Genomic DNA, 18,225 nt, shown 5'->3' with positions numbered 1-18,225 from the left:
AAAAAGGGTGCCACCGTCAGGCAGCACCCCGAATTTTTTACTGCGCCACTAAAATCTAGTGGGTCGCTGCCTGTCCGGCCAACTGCATCACCTGAGCGGTGAAGGGGTTGGCGAAAAGAATGATCATGCAGACAACGAAAACATAGATAGCGAGGGACTCGATCATGGCCAGACCGATCATCATGGTGGTCAGGATCTTGCCGCTGGCGCCGGGGTTACGGGCAACCCCTTCAACTGCGCTCTTGATCGCCAATCCCTGGCCGAGGCCGGTACCGAAAGAACCGATCGCCATGCCGAAACCGGCAGCAATCATACACCAAGCAAAAAACGTCATTGTACTACTCCTTCCAAAAATGGGGGTTAATTGTTCCTATACAGATAGGACCAAGGCGGAAAACAGCGAGCAAAGATTAATGGGCATCTTCAAGCGCCCCGGCAATATAAATCATCGCCAGGAGAGAGAAGACAAAAGCTTGAATAAAGGCGACCAGCACCCCCATCAGCATCATCGGAATCGGCAGCAAAAAGGGGACCAGGGTAAAGAAGATCATTAAAACGATCTCGTGGCCATACATGTTGCCGAAGAGACGCAGGGACAAGGAGAGCGGACGCGCCAGATGCCCGATCATTTCAATAATGATCATCAGCGGTGCCAGCCAGATAATCGGGCCGGTAAAATGTTTGATATAGTGTGCGCCGTGCTCTTTAAGGCCGATGATGTGGGTCATAAAAAAGACGATCAACGCCAAGGCGACATTGGTATTGAGATTCGCTGTCGGCGGGAAAAATCCCGGGATCAGACCGAGGAGGTTCGAGGTCAGGATAAAGAGGGCAAAAGTGGCGATCAAAGGGAAGTAGGCCTTGCCCTTGTGCCCCATCGTCTCTTCCACGAGATTCTCCAGGCCGGAGACAACGACTTCCATGAAATTCTGCAGGCCGCCGGGAACCATCTTCATCCCGCGCGAGGCCGCAAAGGCCAGAGACATCAACAGGAAGAGAACAACCCAGGTATATGTGACTGTCCGCAAACTGAGAGGATCGGCAATCAGGTTGTGCAGCTGCAACTGAGCAGACAGCCAGTCGAGGAACATAAAAGGATGGATCATGAATCAACGCCTCCTTGATGCGGTCAATCTCGCGATCGTGGTCCAGAAGAGACTGACAACCACCACCGAAAGACCTGCTGCCAGCGCCAGGGGGTTCACCCGCAACACGGCAACGCAGAAATAAAGCGCCGCTGCCACGGTGGCAAGACGGAGCAGATAACTCGATTGAAACCGGCGTGCAGAGCCGGAATCAAGCTGGACGAACATTTTGATCAAGCTGAACTGCATCCAGTGAAAACTGAGAAGGGCCACTGCCCCGCCGCATAAAACACCGAGAAACACGCTCAGCGACTGCCAAAAAAGACTTAACAGGAGAAGAACAGCAAAGACTATCAGGTTCCGGCGGGCCAACTGCCAAGGCAACTCTTCATCACTATTTACTGTCACCTTCGCTGGAACTTTCCGCCTGCTGTCGCTTCAATTCGCGATCAGTCAGAATGTAAACGTTACGAAATCCGGCCACGATACCGAAACAGAGGAAGACCAGGGTCATCCAGGGGGTGGTTCCGAGCCAGCGATCCAGATAGTAGCCCATCGCCAGACCGATCAGCGTCGCCGCCACCATCGAGATGCCAAGTCCGGACAAGAACCCCATCGACTTGATGAGCTGACGGCGTTGCTCTTTCATCACTGACTGAACCCTTCTGGCCAGGCGGTCTTTCGAGCCGCGTCTTAATATCACACCCCCCTTTTAGTGTCAACCTCTTTACGGCGGAAAAACAAGTGTTATCCTCTTGACCGCAGGGGGAAAGAACATTGATAATGCATATGATAAATCTCTTTACAACCCCAAACCTAGGGACGGATCGTTTTTATGTTGTACTCTACTTTGCTTCGTCGTTTAAAGTTGCGCCCCCGCTACTGGGTCGTTGCCGCGGTTTTTGTTTCCCTCTTTGCGCTCTCCACATCCCTGTTGACGCCCTCGGATGCTTCGAGCCCGACTGACATCACTGAAAACTATGCTGCCAATCGTGCCAAACTGATCAGCTATGTACTGCGCAATCAACTGGCGCGCCATCATTACAGTCACAAAGCCATCGATGACGAGCTTTCCCGCGCCGCGTACAGCCTCTTTCTCAAACAACTCGATGCGCAAAAACGCTTTCTGCTACAAGCGGACATCGACCAACTCCAACCCTACGCGCTGCTGATTGACAATGAAATCAATCAGGGCGTCATCGAGCTCCCGGCCATTGCCGCCCGGATCATGGATCAACGCGTCCTGCAAGTCCAGGAGCTGGTGCATACCCTTCTGAAAGAAGAGATCGACTTCACCAAAAGTGAAAAGATCGAAACGGACAACGCCAAGCTGACCTACTGTCGCGATCTGCCGGAACTGCGTGAGCGCTGGCGCAAAATCATCAAGTATCAGCTCTTGGGGCGCTACATGAATCTCCTTGAGGACCAGAAGAAACTCGAAAGCGCCGGCAAGAAGATCGACAAAGAACTCATGACAGACGCCAAACTCAAGGTTGGCAAGAGTCTCGACCAGTTCTTTACCCGGATGCTGGAACAGAAGGAACAGGATCGCTTCGACAGCTACTTCTCCGCTATCACCGAAGCTTTTGACCCCCATACCAACTATCTGCCGCCGACGCAGAAAGAGGATTTCGATATCAGCATGCGCGGCTCCCTCGAAGGGATCGGCGCCACCCTGCGCGAAGAAGACGGCTACATCAAGGTGACGCAAATTATCCCCGGCAGCGCCGCCTGGCGACAGGGAGATTTACAGGCCGAAGATATCATCCTCAAGGTGGCCGAAGGGAAGGCCGAGCCCGTCGATATTACCGACATGCGTCTGCGCGATGCCGTCAGCCTGATTCGCGGCAAAAAGGGGACCGAGGTCCGCCTGACTGCGAGAAAACCGGACGGCAGCAAGATCACCATTCCGATCGTGCGCGACGTCGTACAGATTGACGAAACCTTTGCCCGCGGCACAACTATCAAGGACGAAAAGAGCGGCAAAGTTTACGGTTATATCCGCATCCCCTCTTTCTACCGCGACTTCCAGGAAAGCGGCAATGGCGGCCGCAACGTCACGGACGATGTCCGGACCGAGATCGCCAAACTCAAGGATAGCAATATCGACGGTTTGATTCTCGATGTACGCAATAACGGCGGCGGCGCCCTTTCCGATGCCGTGTCGATTGCCGGACTCTTCATCAATCCCGGACCGGTCGTTCAGGTGCGCAGCAGCAATGGCAAGACGCAGGTCCTCGATGACGACAGCCAGACAATTTATAGCGGCCCCCTCGCCATCCTCGTCAATGAATTCAGCGCCTCGGCCTCAGAAATCCTGGCCGGTGCCCTGCAGGACTATCGTCGCGCCATCGTCATCGGCAGCGCCCACACCCACGGCAAAGGGACAGTGCAGGCGATGCTCGATCTCGATCGCGACTTCAATCTGCGCAATATGGACCAGTTCCTCCCCCTCGGGGCACTCAAAGTAACCATCCAGAAGTTTTACCGTGTCAGCGGCGGTTCGACCCAGTATCGCGGCATTGTCCCCGACATTGTCCTCCCCGACCGACTACAGTACCTCAAGAGCGGTGAGCGCTATCTCGACCACTCCCTCCCCTGGGACACCATCGAAGCCACCAACTATCGCCCCTGGCCGCAGGCGCTCCCGGATCTGGAGTGGTTGCAGAGTCGCAGTCAGCAGCGCATTAAAGATGATCCGGCTTGGCAGACCATTAACAAGGATGCAGCCCGCGCCAAGGAGCGGAGTGAAAAGACCCTCGTTCCTTTGCAATACACTGAATTACATCGCGACTGGCTGGAAGAAAAAAAACTGGCCGAAGCACAACGGGCAGAAAGCGGCATGCCGAAGCATGGTGAAAAGGGGAGTAAGCGCGAGCCGCTGCTGACCGATAGTGACAAGCTCAAGCAGTTGGCCAAGGATACGGAAAAGGATCCGGTCGCCAAAGAAGCGATGGCGGTCCTCACCGATATCACCACCCATCCCACGGCTGCGACCAAAAAGGCAATCAAGCTGATCAATTAAGCATTAGCAGAGATGAGTTGACAGACAGCAAACAGGTGTGATACCTGATTCTCAAATTTTCCGGAGTCGTGAGCGATGAACCAGCGTCCTTTCCATCAAGATCTGCAGACTGCAACCGCACGAGCTACCAGCGCGGCTGCCGCGGCAGTCGCAGCTCAATCCGCAGCCCGACGCTACGAGACCCGGTAATAACCCCCTTTTTCCCGTCTCTCATAAGACATCAGGCCGCGGCAGACACGTCGCGGCCTTTCCTTTTTCAACGAACCAGAACTTAATTTAAGGAGAAATTTCATGCGTAACAACATCGTGCCGATCGGTGGCGGAGAGATGACTTACGAGATCCGCGCCATTGTCGACATTGCCGACAAGCTCAAAAAGCTCGGGCTCAAGACCAATATGGAGAATATCGGCGATCCCGTCGCTAAGGGGGAGCAGATTCCCGGCTGGATGAAGCAGATCGTCGCCGGCCTCGCCATGGAGAATGCGTCCTACGGCTACTGCCCGACCCGCGGCGTCCTCGAGACCCGTGAATTTATCGCCGAACTGACCAACCAGCGCGGCAAGTTGCAGATCACCCCCGAGGATATCCTCTTCTTTAACGGCCTCGGCGATGCCATCCAGAAAGTCTATGGCTGCCTGAACCGCGAATATCGGGTGATTGTCCCCTCGCCGACCTATTCGACCCACTCCTCGGCTGAGGCCGCCAATGCCGGTCAGCCGGCGGTGACCTATCGCCTCGCCGCCGAGAACCACTGGTATCCCGACCTCGAAGAGCTCCGCAACAAGGTCAAATTCAACCCGCGGATCTCCGGAATCCTCCTGATCAATCCTGACAATCCCACCGGTGTCGTCTATCCGGAAGCGGTCCTGCGCGAAATCGTTGCCATTGCCAAAGAATATGATCTCTTCATCATCAGCGACGAGATCTACCACAACATCACCTATAACGGCACCTCCACCCTGCCGATCTCCGATCTCATCGGCGATGTCCCTGCTATTGCCATGAAAGGGGTCAGCAAAGAGTTCCCCTGGCCGGGCGGGCGCAGCGGCTGGATCGAGGTCTACAATGCCGACAAAGATCCGATCTTTGCTAAATATGTCGCCTCCATCCTCAACGCCAAACTCGTCGAGGTCTGCGCCACCACCCTGCCGCAGATGGCGATCAAGCCGATGATGACCCACCCGGAATATCCGGTCTATCTTGAAGAGCGCAAGAATCGCTATGCACGCGCTTCGAACATCGCTTACGACATCCTCAAGGATGTCCCTGGCCTCAAGGTCAATCGCACCAACGGCGCCTTCTATATGGCGATCGCCTTTGATGACAACGTGCTGACCAGCACCCAGAGCCTGCCGATTACCAACGCGGAAGTCAAAACCCTCGTCGAAGGGCTGGTTAACACCCCCGGCTGCTCCCTCGACAAGCGCTTTGTCTACTATCTCCTCGCTTCGACCGGCATTTGCACAGTGCCGCTCACCTCTTTCTGCACCACCCAGCCGGGTTTCCGCATTACCCTGCTGGAGCGGGATGAAGCCGAGCTGACGCGCATCTTCCAGACCATCGCCGCCAGTGTGCAGGCGTATTTGCAGTCATAACCATTGCCGGTTAGAGCTTGAACGCCAACGCCGCAGAAGGCATCCTTCTGCGGCGTTTTTACTTATGGCGCGTTCATAAAATCATGCTAAGCTTCGTCCGCACTACCACATCATGCAATCGGAGGGGGAAGTATGAAAAATTCACAGATCACCATCTTTGCCAAACAGGCCGGGGTCGAAATCACCCCGTACACCAAGCGCAGCGATAATCGCCCGGATGAAGGGCGGATTGCCCTGCGCTTCTTCCGTCTGGAGAGCGGCGGGACGTCGTTGCGCTTCATCGTCGAACCAGCCGAAGCCTTCGACCTTGGTTGCCGGATGGGGAAGGTTCATAACGAGGGAGGGAAGGAGAGTCTCAGCCACCGCTTCGAAGCGAACGGCAGTGAGGTATTGAGTAAGCTTACGGTCGAACGCTATACACGCAACGGCAGGCACGGTTTTGCACTCGGGCTGCAACGGGGGAGCGAGGAGATCAATGTGCCGACCACACCAGAGCGTTTTCTCCATGCCGCTGAATTCCTCCGCCACCTCTCCCTGCGTGAGGCGTGGGTCGAGGAGGCGGAGCGGGGTGCTCAGGGGATGGAGAATTCGAGAGAATAACCGGCGCCGGCATCCTGGCGAAGGAGTTCGACCAAGGTGGGAAGAACGCTTTGTAACGTTGCCGGCAGAGTGTAGGGAGGATTGACGATAAAGAGGCCGCTGCCGTGCATGCCGAAACCATCGGCGGCGGGCGACTGGACAGTGAGACTGACGTGCAGCCAACTCGGGACACTGAGGGCCTTGAGACGAGCGGGCAAAGCCTGCGCTTCGTTCCGCTGTAACTGCGGATACCACAGGGCATAGGTGCCGGAGGCAAAGCGCTTCACTGCGTCGCCAAGCAGCTTGACCACCCGTTCGTAATCGCGCTTCTCTTCGTAAGGAGGGTCGATGAGGACCAGAGCGCGCCGGGTCGGCGGCGGCAACAGTCCCTTCAGGCCGATAAAACCGTCACTGCCTGTGATCTTGACTTGCTTGCCGGCGTGGCTGAAGGTGGCGCGCAGCAGTTCCTGATCGCGGGGATGGAGTTCGAAGAGCCACATCCGGTCGTCAGTCCGCAGCAACTGGCCGGCCAGCCAGGGGGAGCCGGGATAGCGGGTCAGCTCCGGACCGGGGTTGCAGTCGCGAATCTGCTGACAAAAGGCAGCCAGGGGCGCCGGGAGATACTGCTGCTTCCACAGTCGGCCGATGCCGGCAGCATATTCGGCATTCTGGGTGGCATAGCCCTGATCCAGTTCATAAAAGCCGGCCCCGGCGTGGGTGTCGATATAAGAAAAGGGCTTCTCCTTGCGCCGGAAATAGTTCAGCAGCTCCACCAGCACCAAGTGCTTGAGGAGATCGGCATGGTTGCCGGCATGAAAAGCGTGGCGGTAGCTGAGCATCTGAGATGATCCTTCAAAAAAATTAATCGACGGGGCAAAACGTGCCAAAATCGCCATAGCGATTTTGCAGGACAGCAGTGACCGCCATCCCCGCAGTTTCGGTGCGGAGAATCCGCTTGCCGAGAGAGACGGGAATAAAACCGGCCATCACCGCCACGTCTGCTTCTGCTGCTGAAAAGCCCCCTTCCGGCCCGACCAGAAGAACACAGCTGGCAGGACCTTTCGGTGGCAGGACGCTATTGAGGGGGGTGCTCCCTTCCTCCCACAGCATCAGCCGCAGAGTCTCGGTTGTAGCTGACAGCGCCGCCGCCAAGGGTTGCAGTCCTTCCAGAGTGGGGAGGAGGGGACGGCGACTCTGGCGGGCCGCTTCCTGAATAATCCTTTGCCAGCGGGCTGACTTATCACCCCGCAGCTGACTGCGCGCGGTGATCACCGGCGTAAAGGCGCTGACCCCGAGCTCCACCCCTTTCTCCAGCAGCCATTCAAACTTCTCCCCCTTGGGCAGCCCCTGAATCAACCGCAAAGGGAGGAGCGACTCTCTTTCCTCCCAGCGCTCCAGCACTTCCGCCTGCGCTGTGCTGCGACTGAGCTGGCGCAGGATGGCCCGGGCCAGGTGACCGCATCCGTCGAGGAGGAGGACTTCATCACCGATGCGCAGGCGCAAAACGCTCAGATGGTGGAAGGCTTCATCGCTGATAACGACAATCGGCTGCTGCAGCGCTTCAGGGGCAACAAAGAGGCGGTGCATCACGGCCGCCGGTAAAGGAGGCAGGACCAGTCTTCATTATGGCTGATCTCCGGCGACCCGAGTCCGTAGGCCTTGAAAGCGTTGATCACCATCTCTTCCTTCTCAATCAGGATGCCGGAGAGGACGAGGCGGCCGCCGGGGGCCAGACGCGCCAGCAGGGCGTCGGCCAGGCGGATATTCTCTTCCGCGAGGATGTTGGCCAAAACCAGATCGAAGCTCCCTTCCAGCTCTTCCAGGGGGGCTATGGTGAAGGAGATTTTTTCGTCAACCTGATTGAGGATGGCATTCTCAAAAGCAATCGCGCACGCATCCGCGTCGATGTCACAGGCGACGATCTCTTCAGCGCCGTAAGCGGCAGCGGCAATGGCGAGAATCCCGGAACCGGTGCCGACATCAAGGACGCGGCGCGGCGGCATCTCACTCTCAAATGCCGCGGCGACCGCTTCGAGGCAAAGGCGGGTGGTGCCGTGCGTACCGGTGCCAAAGGCCATCCCCGGATCGATTTCAATGACAACATCGTCCGGCCCGGCTGTAAACGCTTCCCAACTCGGCCGCACCACCAAACGCCGGCTGATCCGGGTCGTCGGAAAGTGCTGCTTCCACCCTTCCGCCCAATCTTCGTTGCGCACCACCGTAAAGCTCGGGGCTTGCGGTGTCCAGCCGGGAAAGGCCGGCGCCAGCTCAAGCATGCGCTGCTGAATGGCGCTGAGCAGCGCGGCGCTATCCGCCGGCTGCGGAAAGTAGGCGCGCACGGCCAGAGTTTCACTAACCATTTCCTCCGGGTCCGGCGCAACAAAAGTGTCGAGTTCCCGGTTTTCCAGGGTCACCCCGGCGCTCCCCAATTCAGCCAGGACAAACCCGGCGGTTTCGGCAACCGTCGTCGGGACAATCAAGACAACTTCAATCCATTCATCCATAAAAAGCTTCCTTTGCATAAAAAAATATATTTCTCCGGGTGGCCCTTGACAACAACACTTTTTCCATTTTAATGTAATTGAATAATTTAATGAGTAAATATCATGCGTGGTATTTTTTTACCAAAAGGCACACATGGAAACACAAAAATATATCTTTCTGCTTTCCGACGCAACCGGGGAAACGATCGAACGGATGTGTACTGCCGCCCTGACCCAGTTTCAGGACAAGTCGGTCACCACCCGGCGCATCGCCAATGTTCGCAGCAAATCACACCTGCTCGACATCCTCGACGAAGCCAGCCGACTAAATGCGCTGGTCGTTTATACCATGGTTAACAATGAGCTGGCGCAGGTCGCCCATGACGAATGTAGCAGTCGCGCCATCCCCTCCCTCGACCTGTTGACCCCCCTGCTGCTGCGCATGTCCCGCTATCTCGGCCTGGCGCCGCAGCAGATGCCGGGACTGCTGCACGGGGTGGACGATGCCTATTACAAACGGATCGAAGCGGTAGAGTTTACGGTCAAACATGACGATGGACAGGAAACGCGCAACCTCCATAAAGCAGACATAGTTCTCGTCGGAGTATCACGCACCAGCAAGACTCCGCTCTCCATCTACCTTGCCCATCGCGGCTGGAAGGTGGCGAATGTGCCGTTGGTCACCGGCATCGATCCGCCGCCGGAACTCTTCAAGATCGATCAGGGGCGGGTGGCTGCCCTGATTATTGATGCGCATCGTCTCGTTGAACTCCGCGCCGCCCGCCTGCGTACTCTGGGCCAGGATCCTCGCACCGCTTATGCCGATCTTGAAGAGATCGACACGGAGTTACGGCAGGTGCGGGCCTTTTATCGCCGCCAACCCTGGGTCATGATCGATGTGACCGGCAAAGCGGTCGAGGAGACTGCCAACGAAGTTCTGGTGAAACTTGGCCTTAAATAAGCGGCGACATTGGTCGTCCCCGCTGTTGATTTCCCCACTCAACCTACCACAAAAGGAGACGTTTCATGAAAATTCTGGTTGTCGAAGATGAAAAAAAAGTCGCAAGTTTTATCAAACGCGGTCTCGAAGAAGAAGGCTTTAACGTCGATCTGGCCCATGACGGCGAAGAAGGTCTCTTTATGGCAGAAACCAACCCTTACAGTCTGATCCTGATGGATTTGATGCTCCCGAAGAAAGATGGCCTGACCGTGCTGCGCGAATTGCGAGACAAAGGGATCAGCACCCCGGTCCTCTGCCTGACCGCTAAGGACAGCGTCGATGATGTCGTCTCCGGTTTCAACTCCGGCAGTGACGACTATCTGACCAAACCCTTTGCCTTTGCCGAACTCATCGCCCGGGTCCGCGCCCTGTTACGGCGCGGCACCATGGATCGCGGCGCCGAACTCCGCTTTGCCGATCTGCGCCTTGATCCGGTCGCCCATAAAGTCTGGCGCGGCAGCGATGAACTCGACCTCACCGCCAAGGAATATGCGTTGATCGAATATTTCATGCGCAATCCCAATCAGGTTCTCACCCGGACCATGATTGCCGAGCGGGTCTGGGACTATACCTTCGATTCTTTCACCAATATCATCGATGTTTATGTCAATTATCTGCGCAAAAAGATCGACCGGGACTACGACAAGAAGTTGATTCAAACGGTGCGGGGCACCGGCTACATGCTCAAGGAGGACTAATTGTCCCTTCGCCCCCCCATCCGCTCCTCGATTCGCTTCAAGCTGACCCTCTGGTTTGCCTTGACCCTGGCGATTCTGATGCTCTCCAGCGAAACCTTCTGGGATCGGCATCTCGCCACGATCCTCGAAGGGAATACCGACAGTCGCCTGGCCCGGACTGGCGATATCCTGGATGATCTGATTTACAATGAGGCGGACGATGCCCCCCGGGGGGAAGAAACACAGTGTCGGGAGCTGAGGAATTTTGTGTACCGTCACAACTGGGGGGTTGCGATCCAGCAACGCAATCCCCGCGGCGAAGTAACCTGTTTCACGGAAAATCTTGGGGAACTGCGCTTCCCCCTCAATCGCAGTGCCCTGCGCCACCTCAGTCAGGGGGGAGCCTACTTCGAAACCTTCACCAGCGAGACCGGGGAACGCTACCGGGTAATGACCCGCCCCCGTTATGATAACGCCCGCCGGGTTGATGTCCTGCAGGTCGGCGAAAATTTGGAAGCGAACGATACCGCCCTGGCACTGTTGCTTTGGAAACGGATCATCTATACGCCATTACTAATTATATTGTTAAGCGGGTGCGGCTGGTTCCTTGCCGGTCGCGCCCTTTCGCCTCTGCAGCAAATTACCGACGCTATCCGCAAGATTACCGCTGAAAACCTCAATCTTCGCCTCCCCGTCGACAAAAAAAGGAATGAGCTGACCGATCTCAGCATCAGCTTCAACGAAACCCTGGAACGCCTCGCCAACTCCTTCAGCCGGATCAAACAATTTACCGGTGATGCTTCCCATGAACTGCGCACGCCCCTCGCCATCCTTAAAGGAGAGACTGAAGTCTCGCTACGCTGGTCCCGGGGGGAGGAGGAGCTGCGTCAGACCTTAATCTCAAACCTTGAAGAGATCGAACGGATGGAACGGATCACGGAAGGTTTGCTCCAGCTTGCCAAAAGCGAATCCGGAGAATTTCACCTTAATCTCAGCTCCTTCAGTCTTAACGATCTGCTCCAGGATCTCTACATTCACAGCAAAACCCTTGGCGAGGCCAAAAAGATCGAAACGATCCTGCAGATGCAGGTCGATCACGAAGTCTTTATTCGTGCCGACCAGATGCACCTGCATCGTGCCCTCCTCAATTTTGTCACCAATGCCGTTAAATACACCCCGGAAGGGGGGGAGATAACCCTTACCCTGGCGCTGAACGCTGCCAATGAAGCGCAGATTCACGTGCGCGATACCGGCATGGGGATCCCGGCCGAACATCTTCCCCATATCTTCGAACGCTTTTACCGGGTCGACGAAGCCCGCAACCGCAATATCGGCGGCACCGGACTGGGGCTCTCCATCGTCAAGGCGATCATCTCCGCCCATCAAGGCCGCATCCGCGTCTTCTCCACCCCTGGCCAGGGGAGTGAATTTATCATTGACCTCCCCCTCGACCCAACCCTGCTCCCAGACCCGCCGACAGCCACACCATCATGAACAAAAAAACCCCGGAACGCAGCCGAGGCCCGGCCAGGGCAGCTGTGCTATCGCACAGTGCATTCCCTTTAATGCTGTGATATCTTTCAACCATGCGCCTTCCCCTGAAATTCAAGATTATCCTTGCCCCGGCAACGGTCCTGCTCTTGCTGACCCTTCTTCTCGCTTTTCTCCAGTACACCTACTGGGACATGTCGAAGAAGAATCAAGCATCCAGCCAGCTTCGCGCCGCCTTTATTGCCCTGGTAGAAGCGGATCTGGCCACCAAGCGACTTTATGCTCTCGGCAGCGCCGTCCATCCCGAAGAATCGGAAGAGGCCTTTGACGGCAAACGTTACGACGAGATGCGACACCTGTATGCGCGACTTCTCGGCTCCCTGCGAACCATTCAGGAGATGCTCCCTGACGCGGACGAACTGGTCGATCTGGGAGAAAAACTTAATCCCGAACGGGGCTTCGACGGCGGAGATTACCGCAACGCCGTCATTGAACTGCGTAGCCAGCTCAATGCTTTCAGTGAAGAGATTCAACGCGAACGCGAAGCTCTCCAGAATAAAAACAATCGGGATATCACCGAAATCGTTTACCGTACCACCACCATCGGCACATTCGTCCTGATTGTGGCGATCCTCATCGGCGTCTTTATTGCCCTGACCTTTGCAAGACAAATTCTGTACCGCATCAACCTGTTGACCCAGAATGCCAGCCGTATCGCCAATGGCGATCTCAGCCCCCTCCCCTTCCCCGGCAAGGCGCAGGACGAGCTGGACGATCTGGCGATTTCGATCAACCGGATGACCGAACGACTGATCCGCGTCGTCAGCACCGAAAAGCTCCTTGAAGGCGCAGAAGAAGAGCGCCGCCGCATTGCCCGGGATCTGCACGACCAGACGCTCGCCGATCTTTCTGCGGTGCAGCGCGATCTTGAAGTACTGCACCGCGGTAAATGCTCGGAAATGACGCAACAGCTTGAGGAGGATCTCCGTCGGGCCATGGCCAATCTCCGCGAAGTCATGGAAGATCTCCACCCGCAATCCCTCGATATTCTCGGTCTCGCGGCCGCCCTGGAATCATTTCTTGATCGTGCCATGTCTCGTGAAGGATTACCCGAATACCAACTCTACATCTCTCCGGCCAGTGCCGAACTCGTCCTGCCACGGCATATCCAGCTTGCCATCTACCGCATTGCCCTTGAAGCGATTCATAATGTCATTCGCCACGCCCACGCCAGTCGCTACGAGATCGTCATCGAACGGCGCAACGATGATTTCGTCCTCTCGGTCGAGGATAACGGCAGCGGTTTCAATGCCGAAACCTCGCCGACGGCGGGGCGAGGCCTCAACAACATGCGCGAGCGGGCCCGCATCATCAATGCCCGGATTGTCTGGGGTCCCTCCCGCTTCAGCAGCGGCACCCGTTTTGAGCTTTCCTATCGCACAACCCCCTAAAGGCGGTAATTTATGGAGAAGATCACCGACATCCTGATCGCTGAAGACAACCCCAAGGACTTCGAATTTCTCGAATCGATCTTTCTCGCCTATCCTGACCGCTCCTGTCGCATCCAGCGGGCCCAAAACGGCCTGATCGCCCTGGAGATGGCTCTGGCGTGGGAGGAACCGCTGGTGGTCAGCGATATTCAGATGCCCGAGCTCAACGGTATCGACTTTGCCAAGGCCCTGTGGAGCCGCAATCCCAAGGCGCGCATTGTCCTGTGGAGTCAACACAAAGACGAGATGTATGTCCGCGCCCTGGCGCGAATTGTCCCGGCCGAGACCGTCTACGGCTATATTCTCAAATCGAACCCGCGGGAGCGGATCGCTTCGGCTATCGCCACCGTCCTCTTTGATGACCAGTGCTGGATCGATCCTGAAGTCCGCAAGGTGCAGGGACGCACCGGCCACAGCCAGACCGCCCTTTCTGACATCGAATATGAAGCCCTGGTCGATATCTCCCTCGGCCTTACCGACAACCTGATTGCACAACGCCGCTATCTGTCACGGCGCGGCGTACAGAGCCGCCTCAACTCCCTGTACGGTAAACTCGGCCTCGATCTCGATCAGTTTCAGAGCGACAAAGTCGGCGATGCCTTTAACCTGCGCAATCGCGCGGTCTCGGTCTCGATCCGCCGCGGTCTGATCAACGCCTTTGAACTGGAGAGTGAAGAAACGGAACTCCAGAACTGGCTCAAGCGCTACAAAGGGAACATAAAACCGTAACCGTGCCGGGATTTTTCCCGGCACGGCTTTGCATTTCCATGCCCATTTATGCTAAAAATGGCGCACCAGCGCCGGATTGGCGCGACCCTTCCCAGGAGTTTTCATGTCTCTGCGTCTTTATAATACCTTGAGTGGCGGCAAAGAAGAGTTTGTGCCGCTACGACCGGGGCACGTCGGCATGTACGTCTGCGGCGTCACCGTTTATGACTACTGCCATGTCGGTCATGCCCGCGCCAACATCGTCTTTGACATCATCTACCGCTATCTGCAGTTTTCCGGATATGATGTCACCTATGTCCGTAACTACACCGACGTCGACGACAAAATCATTAATCGCGCCAACGAGCGCGGCATCGACAGCGTCGACCTCGCCGAAGAGTTTATCAGCGCCTTTGACGAAGATATGGCGGCCCTCGGCCTGCTGAAACCGACGATCGAGCCCAAGGCGACCCAGCATATAAGCCAGATCATCACCCTGGTGGAGCGCCTGATCGCTGGCGGCCGCGCCTACGCCAGCGGCGGCGATGTCTATTATGCGGTCGAGAGCTTTCCTGACTATCTTAAACTCTCCAAGCGCAATATGGATGAAATGCGCGCCGGCGCCCGTATTGCGCCAGGAGAACTCAAACGCCATCCCATGGACTTTGCCCTGTGGAAGACCGCCAAAGCCGGCGAGCCGGCCTGGGAGTCCCCCTGGGGCCCGGGGCGTCCCGGCTGGCACATCGAATGTTCGGCGATGAGCATACAGTACCTCGGCGAGACTTTCGACATCCACGGCGGCGGTAAAGACCTGGTCTTCCCCCATCATGAAAATGAAATCGCCCAGAGCGAAGGGGCGACCGGCAAACCCTTTGTCAAATACTGGCTGCACAACGGCTTTGTCAATGTCAATCACGAGAAGATGAGCAAATCCCTCGGCAACTTCTTCACCATCCGCGACATTCTCAAGACTTACGACGCCGAAGTGCTGCGCTTCTTCATCCTCACCGCCCACTACCGTTCCCCCATCGACTTCTCGGACCAGAATCTTGACGAAGCCCGCCTCGGGCTGAGCCGTTTTTATCAAGCCCTGGCTGCTGCTGACGACTTTCTCCAAGCGGCGCAATTGCAGAGCAACCAGCCGGAGCGCGAAGAGATTGCAGAGCTGCGCGAACGAGCATGCATCCTCGAATCCCGCTTTAAAGAGGCGATGGACGATGACTTCAACACCGCTCTGGTCATTGGTCATTTTTTCGATCTGACCCGGGCCCTGAACCGGGTAACGGCGATCCCCGAACTCGCTTTCGACAGCGCCGCCGCGACCGCCGTCAAAGCCGCCAGCGACGGCATGATCAAGCTCGGCAACGTCCTCGGTCTCTTTAGCTCGGCGCCCTCAGCCTGGCTGGAGAAGCAGAAACAGGCCGGGCTGGGTGAAACCGGACTGAGCCCGGCAGCGATCGAAGCTTTGATCAGCGCACGCCAGGCCGCCCGTGCCAATCGTGACTTTGCCCGCTCCGACCAGATTCGCGACGAACTTGCCGCCAAAGGGATTCTCCTTCTCGACAGCCCCCAGGGGACAACCTGGAAGTGCAAATAAGCTGATAACGATGCGCCTTTCTTCGCAGCGAGGGATGACCCTCTTTACTGTCCTCTTCGCCATCATGGTGATCGGCTTGATGCTCGGCCTGACCGGACAGACCTGGTCACAGGTGATGCAGCGCGAACGGGAAGAGGAACTCTTTTTCCGTGGCGATCAGTACCGTCGGGCAATTGAAAGCTACTACACAACCAGCCCGGGAGGGCAAGGGGCTTACCCCAACTCCCTGGAAGATCTGCTCCAGGATCCGCGCTCAGCGCAGACCAAACGCCATCTGCGCAAGCTCTACCTTGACCCCTTCACCAATGAAGCGTTTGAGGTGGTCGGCGCCGGCGGAAACGTTGAGGGCGCCAGCGACGCCGGCCAGGCGCTCGGCAAGATCAAAGGGGTGCGCAGCACCAGTTCCAAGACCCCCTTCCGGCAGGACGGCTTCCCGGAGGAATACATCACCTTCCAAAGCGCCCCCAGCTACAGCTCCTGGGAATTCAGCTATACACCAACCAAAGTTCTTCCTCAGCAGGGAGTGAAGCTTCTCCCCGATAGTCCTGTGAAACCATGACCTCTCTTTTAAAATCTTTCCTCGGCCTGCTCGTTCTTTGCTTCTTCAGTGCTTGTACCCTCCCCGGCGCAGGGCCGCAAGCTGGCCCGCTGGTGGAGCGGGTGACACCGCCACCTCCCCAGGCCGGTGCGCTTATCACCATCGTCACCCCACCGCCGCCCCTGCCCTTTGAACTGACTACGCCGGCGCTGCTCCCGGTCTCTCCATTGACTCCCGTCGCCTGGACAGCCGTCGACGGTTGGCTTCTTGATGATCCGTCTGCGGCTCTCGCCGCCTTTATCAAAGGGTGCTCGTCCATAAAGAAGCGCGCCGACTGGGGTTCGGTCTGCAACGCGGCGACCAGGGTCGATCCCGGCCCTGACGTTGTCCGCGCTTTTTTCGAAGAACACTTCATCCCCCATCAGGTGCGCAACCCTGACGGCAGTGACACCGGCCTGGTCACCGGCTATTACATCCCCAACCTCAACGGCAGCCGCCAGCGCAGTGACCGCTACCGCTACCCCCTCTACGCGCTCCCCGACGACCTGTTAGTTGTCGATCTGCGCAGCGTCTACCCCGATCTCGCCAACTACCGCCTGCGCGGCCGACTGGTCGGACGCAAAATCGTCCCCTACTACAGTCGCGCCGAGCTCGAAGCCGATCCGGCCCTTCTCGCCGGCAAGGAACTCCTCTGGATCGACGATCCGGTCGAACTCTTCTTCATGCATATTCAAGGGTCGGGACGAGTCCTCCTTGATGACGGCAGCGCCGTCATGGTCCACTTTGCCGACCAGAACGGCTACCCCTTTCGCTCCATCGGCAAACTCCTCCTTGAGCGCGGCGAGATGACCAAGGATCAGATGTCGATGCAGAATATCAAAGCCTGGGCACAGCAAAACCCGAACGAGACCGCGGCTCTACTCAATGAAAACGCCAGCTATATCTTCTTTGAAATTCTCCCCGGCAGTCCGGCAACAGCCCCCGGCGCCCTCGGCATCCCCCTGACTGCCGAACGCAGCATTGCCGTCGATCCCCGCACCATCCCTCTCGGCGCCCCGGTCTTCCTTTCCACAACGAGGCCCAGCAGCAAAGAGCCGTTACAACGACTGGTTGTCGCTCACGACACCGGCGGTGCCATCCGTGGCGCGGTCCGGGCCGATTTCTTCTGGGGACAAGGGGAGGCGGCCGGAACTTTGGCGGGAAGGATGAAGCAGACCGGGAAGATGTGGGTGCTGCTGCCGCGACCAGAGCCGGAAGAGATCGCCCCGGTCCCGTAGTAAACGCTGAGCGTTTCATATTCGACAAAATCGTCTTGCATTTCCTCCCCGCCCATGCTAATAAACCCGTCTGTTAATAGGAAGTCATGTCGGGATGTAGCGCAGTCTGGTAGCGCACTTGCTTCGGGAGCAAGGGGCCGGAGGTTCAAATCCTCTCATCCCGACCAGTAAATACGGTGGCTTACGGAAATATCCGTAAGCCACTTTAGTTTGTTGATATTTTTGTTGCCGTTTTGTTGCCGTTTTCCTTCCTGCTTGCGTCAAATTTCCTGCCAAATCACTTCCCCCCTACCGTTCAACGACCAAGTTATAACTACTGGCACCTCAATCCAGTTTGTATAACGCGGCGTTCTCTTTCTCCGTCTTCATCGCCCAGCGTTAATCCATTCCTTCCGCCACAGTTTAATTGTGTCATTACTCCGTTTAGTCTGGATCTGTAGCAGTGCCGCGACGACAGTACTGGCGGACGCTGCTGTCTGTCTTCGTGTGACTGGACGTGGACGAGAGCACCGGAGGCAGTGGTGCAGTCGTAGTCGCGGACGTGGGCTTTTGTTACTTCTTCTTTTTCGGTTTGTCCTTTATCGAGGGTGTAAAAAACTTTGTGTAAATGGTCATCGTCGGTTACAACCCGTAACCACTGGAGGAACCGATGGCCATACCGAAAGACGTGCTCGACTGC

18 protein-coding genes and 1 tRNA gene are annotated in these 18,225 nt (G+C 56.9%); 12 read left to right on the top strand and 7 right to left on the bottom strand.

What is annotated here, in order from left to right; translation table 11 throughout:
* Nucleotides 1-55: 55 nt before the first annotated feature.
* The 4 genes from atpE to CVU69_04255 form a co-directional block, all read right to left on the bottom strand.
* Complete coding sequence (atpE, locus tag CVU69_04270; protein ID PKN12922.1) at nucleotides 56-334, bottom strand: ATP synthase F0 subunit C; 279 nt, start codon at nucleotides 332-334, stop codon at nucleotides 56-58.
* A gap of 76 nt (nucleotides 335-410) precedes the next feature.
* Nucleotides 411-1,106 carry an ATP synthase F0 subunit A gene (gene atpB, locus CVU69_04265; protein ID PKN12921.1) on the bottom strand — a complete coding sequence of 232 codons (696 nt, stop codon included), beginning with the start codon at nucleotides 1,104-1,106 and terminating at the stop codon, nucleotides 411-413.
* 3 nt (nucleotides 1,107-1,109) lie between these two features.
* On the bottom strand, nucleotides 1,110-1,493 hold the full coding sequence (locus CVU69_04260) for a hypothetical protein (GenBank protein PKN12920.1): 384 nt from the start codon (nucleotides 1,491-1,493) through the stop codon (nucleotides 1,110-1,112).
* Nucleotides 1,480-1,734 (bottom strand): magnesium transporter, encoded by a 255-nt coding sequence (locus CVU69_04255; protein PKN12919.1) that lies wholly within the window; start codon nucleotides 1,732-1,734, stop codon nucleotides 1,480-1,482. Before CVU69_04255 ends, CVU69_04260 begins: the two co-directional genes overlap by 14 nt.
* 186 nt (nucleotides 1,735-1,920) lie before the next feature.
* On the opposite strand from CVU69_04255, the gene CVU69_04250 reads away from it, so the two are divergent.
* From CVU69_04250 to CVU69_04240, 3 genes are all read left to right on the top strand, one after another.
* Nucleotides 1,921-4,110, top strand: a complete 2,190-nt coding sequence (locus tag CVU69_04250; GenBank protein PKN12918.1) for a tail-specific protease — start codon at nucleotides 1,921-1,923, stop codon at nucleotides 4,108-4,110.
* Nucleotides 4,111-4,401: 291 nt separating this feature from the next.
* Nucleotides 4,402-5,706: an aminotransferase gene (locus tag CVU69_04245; protein PKN12917.1), complete on the top strand. Its 1,305-nt coding sequence runs from the start codon at nucleotides 4,402-4,404 to the stop codon at nucleotides 5,704-5,706.
* A 132-nt stretch (nucleotides 5,707-5,838) separates the two neighbouring features.
* On the top strand, nucleotides 5,839-6,306 hold the full coding sequence (locus tag CVU69_04240) for a hypothetical protein (GenBank protein PKN12916.1): 468 nt from the start codon (nucleotides 5,839-5,841) through the stop codon (nucleotides 6,304-6,306).
* On the opposite strand, the gene CVU69_04235 is transcribed toward CVU69_04240, so the two are convergent.
* The 3 genes from CVU69_04235 to prmA are packed head-to-tail and all read right to left on the bottom strand — an operon-like array spanning nucleotide 6,279 to nucleotide 8,789.
* A complete protein-coding gene (locus CVU69_04235) occupies nucleotides 6,279-7,124 on the bottom strand; it encodes a 23S rRNA (adenine(2030)-N(6))-methyltransferase RlmJ (GenBank protein PKN12915.1) in 846 nt (281 codons plus the stop codon). The genes CVU69_04240 and CVU69_04235 overlap by 28 nt on opposite strands.
* Nucleotides 7,125-7,146: 22 nt before the next feature.
* Nucleotides 7,147-7,872 (bottom strand): 16S rRNA (uracil(1498)-N(3))-methyltransferase, encoded by a 726-nt coding sequence (locus tag CVU69_04230; protein ID PKN12914.1) that lies wholly within the window; start codon nucleotides 7,870-7,872, stop codon nucleotides 7,147-7,149.
* Nucleotides 7,872-8,789, bottom strand: a complete 918-nt coding sequence (gene prmA / locus CVU69_04225) for a 50S ribosomal protein L11 methyltransferase (protein PKN12913.1) — start codon at nucleotides 8,787-8,789, stop codon at nucleotides 7,872-7,874. The genes CVU69_04230 and prmA overlap by 1 nt, the downstream gene beginning before the upstream one ends.
* A gap of 133 nt (nucleotides 8,790-8,922) precedes the next feature.
* Between prmA and CVU69_04220 the strand changes: the two genes are divergently transcribed.
* The 9 genes from CVU69_04220 to CVU69_04180 all read left to right on the top strand — a co-directional run bounded on the left by CVU69_04220 (nucleotide 8,923) and on the right by CVU69_04180 (nucleotide 17,713).
* Nucleotides 8,923-9,729 carry a phosphoenolpyruvate synthase regulatory protein gene (locus CVU69_04220; protein ID PKN12912.1) on the top strand — a complete coding sequence of 269 codons (807 nt, stop codon included), beginning with the start codon at nucleotides 8,923-8,925 and terminating at the stop codon, nucleotides 9,727-9,729.
* 65 nt (nucleotides 9,730-9,794) lie between these two features.
* The gene (locus CVU69_04215; GenBank protein ID PKN12911.1) at nucleotides 9,795-10,466 is read left to right on the top strand and encodes a DNA-binding response regulator; all 672 of its coding nucleotides are present in this window, start codon (nucleotides 9,795-9,797) and stop codon (nucleotides 10,464-10,466) included.
* Nucleotides 10,467-11,939, top strand: a complete 1,473-nt coding sequence (locus CVU69_04210) for a two-component sensor histidine kinase (protein PKN12910.1) — start codon at nucleotides 10,467-10,469, stop codon at nucleotides 11,937-11,939.
* Between the two features lie 92 nt (nucleotides 11,940-12,031).
* On the top strand, nucleotides 12,032-13,387 hold the full coding sequence (locus tag CVU69_04205) for a hypothetical protein (protein PKN12909.1): 1,356 nt from the start codon (nucleotides 12,032-12,034) through the stop codon (nucleotides 13,385-13,387).
* Nucleotides 13,388-13,399: 12 nt separating this feature from the next.
* Nucleotides 13,400-14,155, top strand: coding sequence for a DNA-binding response regulator (locus CVU69_04200; protein PKN12908.1), 756 nt, complete (start codon nucleotides 13,400-13,402; stop codon nucleotides 14,153-14,155).
* A gap of 103 nt (nucleotides 14,156-14,258) precedes the next feature.
* Nucleotides 14,259-15,731 carry a cysteine--tRNA ligase gene (locus CVU69_04195; protein ID PKN12907.1) on the top strand — a complete coding sequence of 491 codons (1,473 nt, stop codon included), beginning with the start codon at nucleotides 14,259-14,261 and terminating at the stop codon, nucleotides 15,729-15,731.
* Between the two features lie 10 nt (nucleotides 15,732-15,741).
* The gene (locus CVU69_04190) at nucleotides 15,742-16,290 is read left to right on the top strand and encodes a hypothetical protein (protein PKN12906.1); all 549 of its coding nucleotides are present in this window, start codon (nucleotides 15,742-15,744) and stop codon (nucleotides 16,288-16,290) included.
* Nucleotides 16,287-17,546 carry a transglycosylase gene (locus tag CVU69_04185; protein ID PKN12905.1) on the top strand — a complete coding sequence of 420 codons (1,260 nt, stop codon included), beginning with the start codon at nucleotides 16,287-16,289 and terminating at the stop codon, nucleotides 17,544-17,546. Before CVU69_04190 ends, CVU69_04185 begins: the two co-directional genes overlap by 4 nt.
* Nucleotides 17,547-17,636: 90 nt before the next feature.
* Nucleotides 17,637-17,713 (top strand) — tRNA-Pro (locus CVU69_04180).
* The last annotated feature ends 512 nt before the right edge of the window (nucleotides 17,714-18,225 follow it).

The sequence above is a fragment of the Deltaproteobacteria bacterium HGW-Deltaproteobacteria-4 genome, from assembly GCA_002841765.1.
In the GTDB taxonomy this organism is placed as follows: Bacteria; Desulfobacterota; Desulfuromonadia; order Desulfuromonadales; family UBA2197; genus UBA2197.
The sequence above is the reverse complement of the archived record's forward strand: the minus strand, read 5'-3'. Positions and strand labels throughout refer to the sequence as shown.

Bases quoted from the DNA above. Each gene is read 5' to 3' on its own strand.
- atpE (PKN12922.1), bottom strand. From the start codon at position 334: ATGACGTTTTTTGCTTGGTGTATGATTGCTGCCGGTTTCGGCATGGCG.
- CVU69_04250 (PKN12918.1), top strand. From the start codon at position 1,921: ATGTTGTACTCTACTTTGCTTCGTCGTTTAAAGTTGCGCCCCCGCTAC.
- CVU69_04240 (PKN12916.1), top strand. From the start codon at position 5,839: ATGAAAAATTCACAGATCACCATCTTTGCCAAACAGGCCGGGGTCGAA.
- CVU69_04220 (PKN12912.1), top strand. From the start codon at position 8,923: ATGGAAACACAAAAATATATCTTTCTGCTTTCCGACGCAACCGGGGAA.
- CVU69_04185 (PKN12905.1), top strand. From the start codon at position 16,287: ATGACCTCTCTTTTAAAATCTTTCCTCGGCCTGCTCGTTCTTTGCTTC.
- CVU69_04195 (PKN12907.1), top strand. From the start codon at position 14,259: ATGTCTCTGCGTCTTTATAATACCTTGAGTGGCGGCAAAGAAGAGTTT.
- CVU69_04205 (PKN12909.1), top strand. From the start codon at position 12,032: ATGCGCCTTCCCCTGAAATTCAAGATTATCCTTGCCCCGGCAACGGTC.
- CVU69_04255 (PKN12919.1), bottom strand. From the start codon at position 1,734: ATGAAAGAGCAACGCCGTCAGCTCATCAAGTCGATGGGGTTCTTGTCC.
- CVU69_04230 (PKN12914.1), bottom strand. From the start codon at position 7,872: ATGCACCGCCTCTTTGTTGCCCCTGAAGCGCTGCAGCAGCCGATTGTC.
- prmA (PKN12913.1), bottom strand. From the start codon at position 8,789: ATGGATGAATGGATTGAAGTTGTCTTGATTGTCCCGACGACGGTTGCC.
- CVU69_04200 (PKN12908.1), top strand. From the start codon at position 13,400: ATGGAGAAGATCACCGACATCCTGATCGCTGAAGACAACCCCAAGGAC.
- CVU69_04245 (PKN12917.1), top strand. From the start codon at position 4,402: ATGCGTAACAACATCGTGCCGATCGGTGGCGGAGAGATGACTTACGAG.
- CVU69_04190 (PKN12906.1), top strand. From the start codon at position 15,742: ATGCGCCTTTCTTCGCAGCGAGGGATGACCCTCTTTACTGTCCTCTTC.
- atpB (PKN12921.1), bottom strand. From the start codon at position 1,106: ATGATCCATCCTTTTATGTTCCTCGACTGGCTGTCTGCTCAGTTGCAG.
- CVU69_04235 (PKN12915.1), bottom strand. From the start codon at position 7,124: ATGCTCAGCTACCGCCACGCTTTTCATGCCGGCAACCATGCCGATCTC.
- CVU69_04215 (PKN12911.1), top strand. From the start codon at position 9,795: ATGAAAATTCTGGTTGTCGAAGATGAAAAAAAAGTCGCAAGTTTTATC.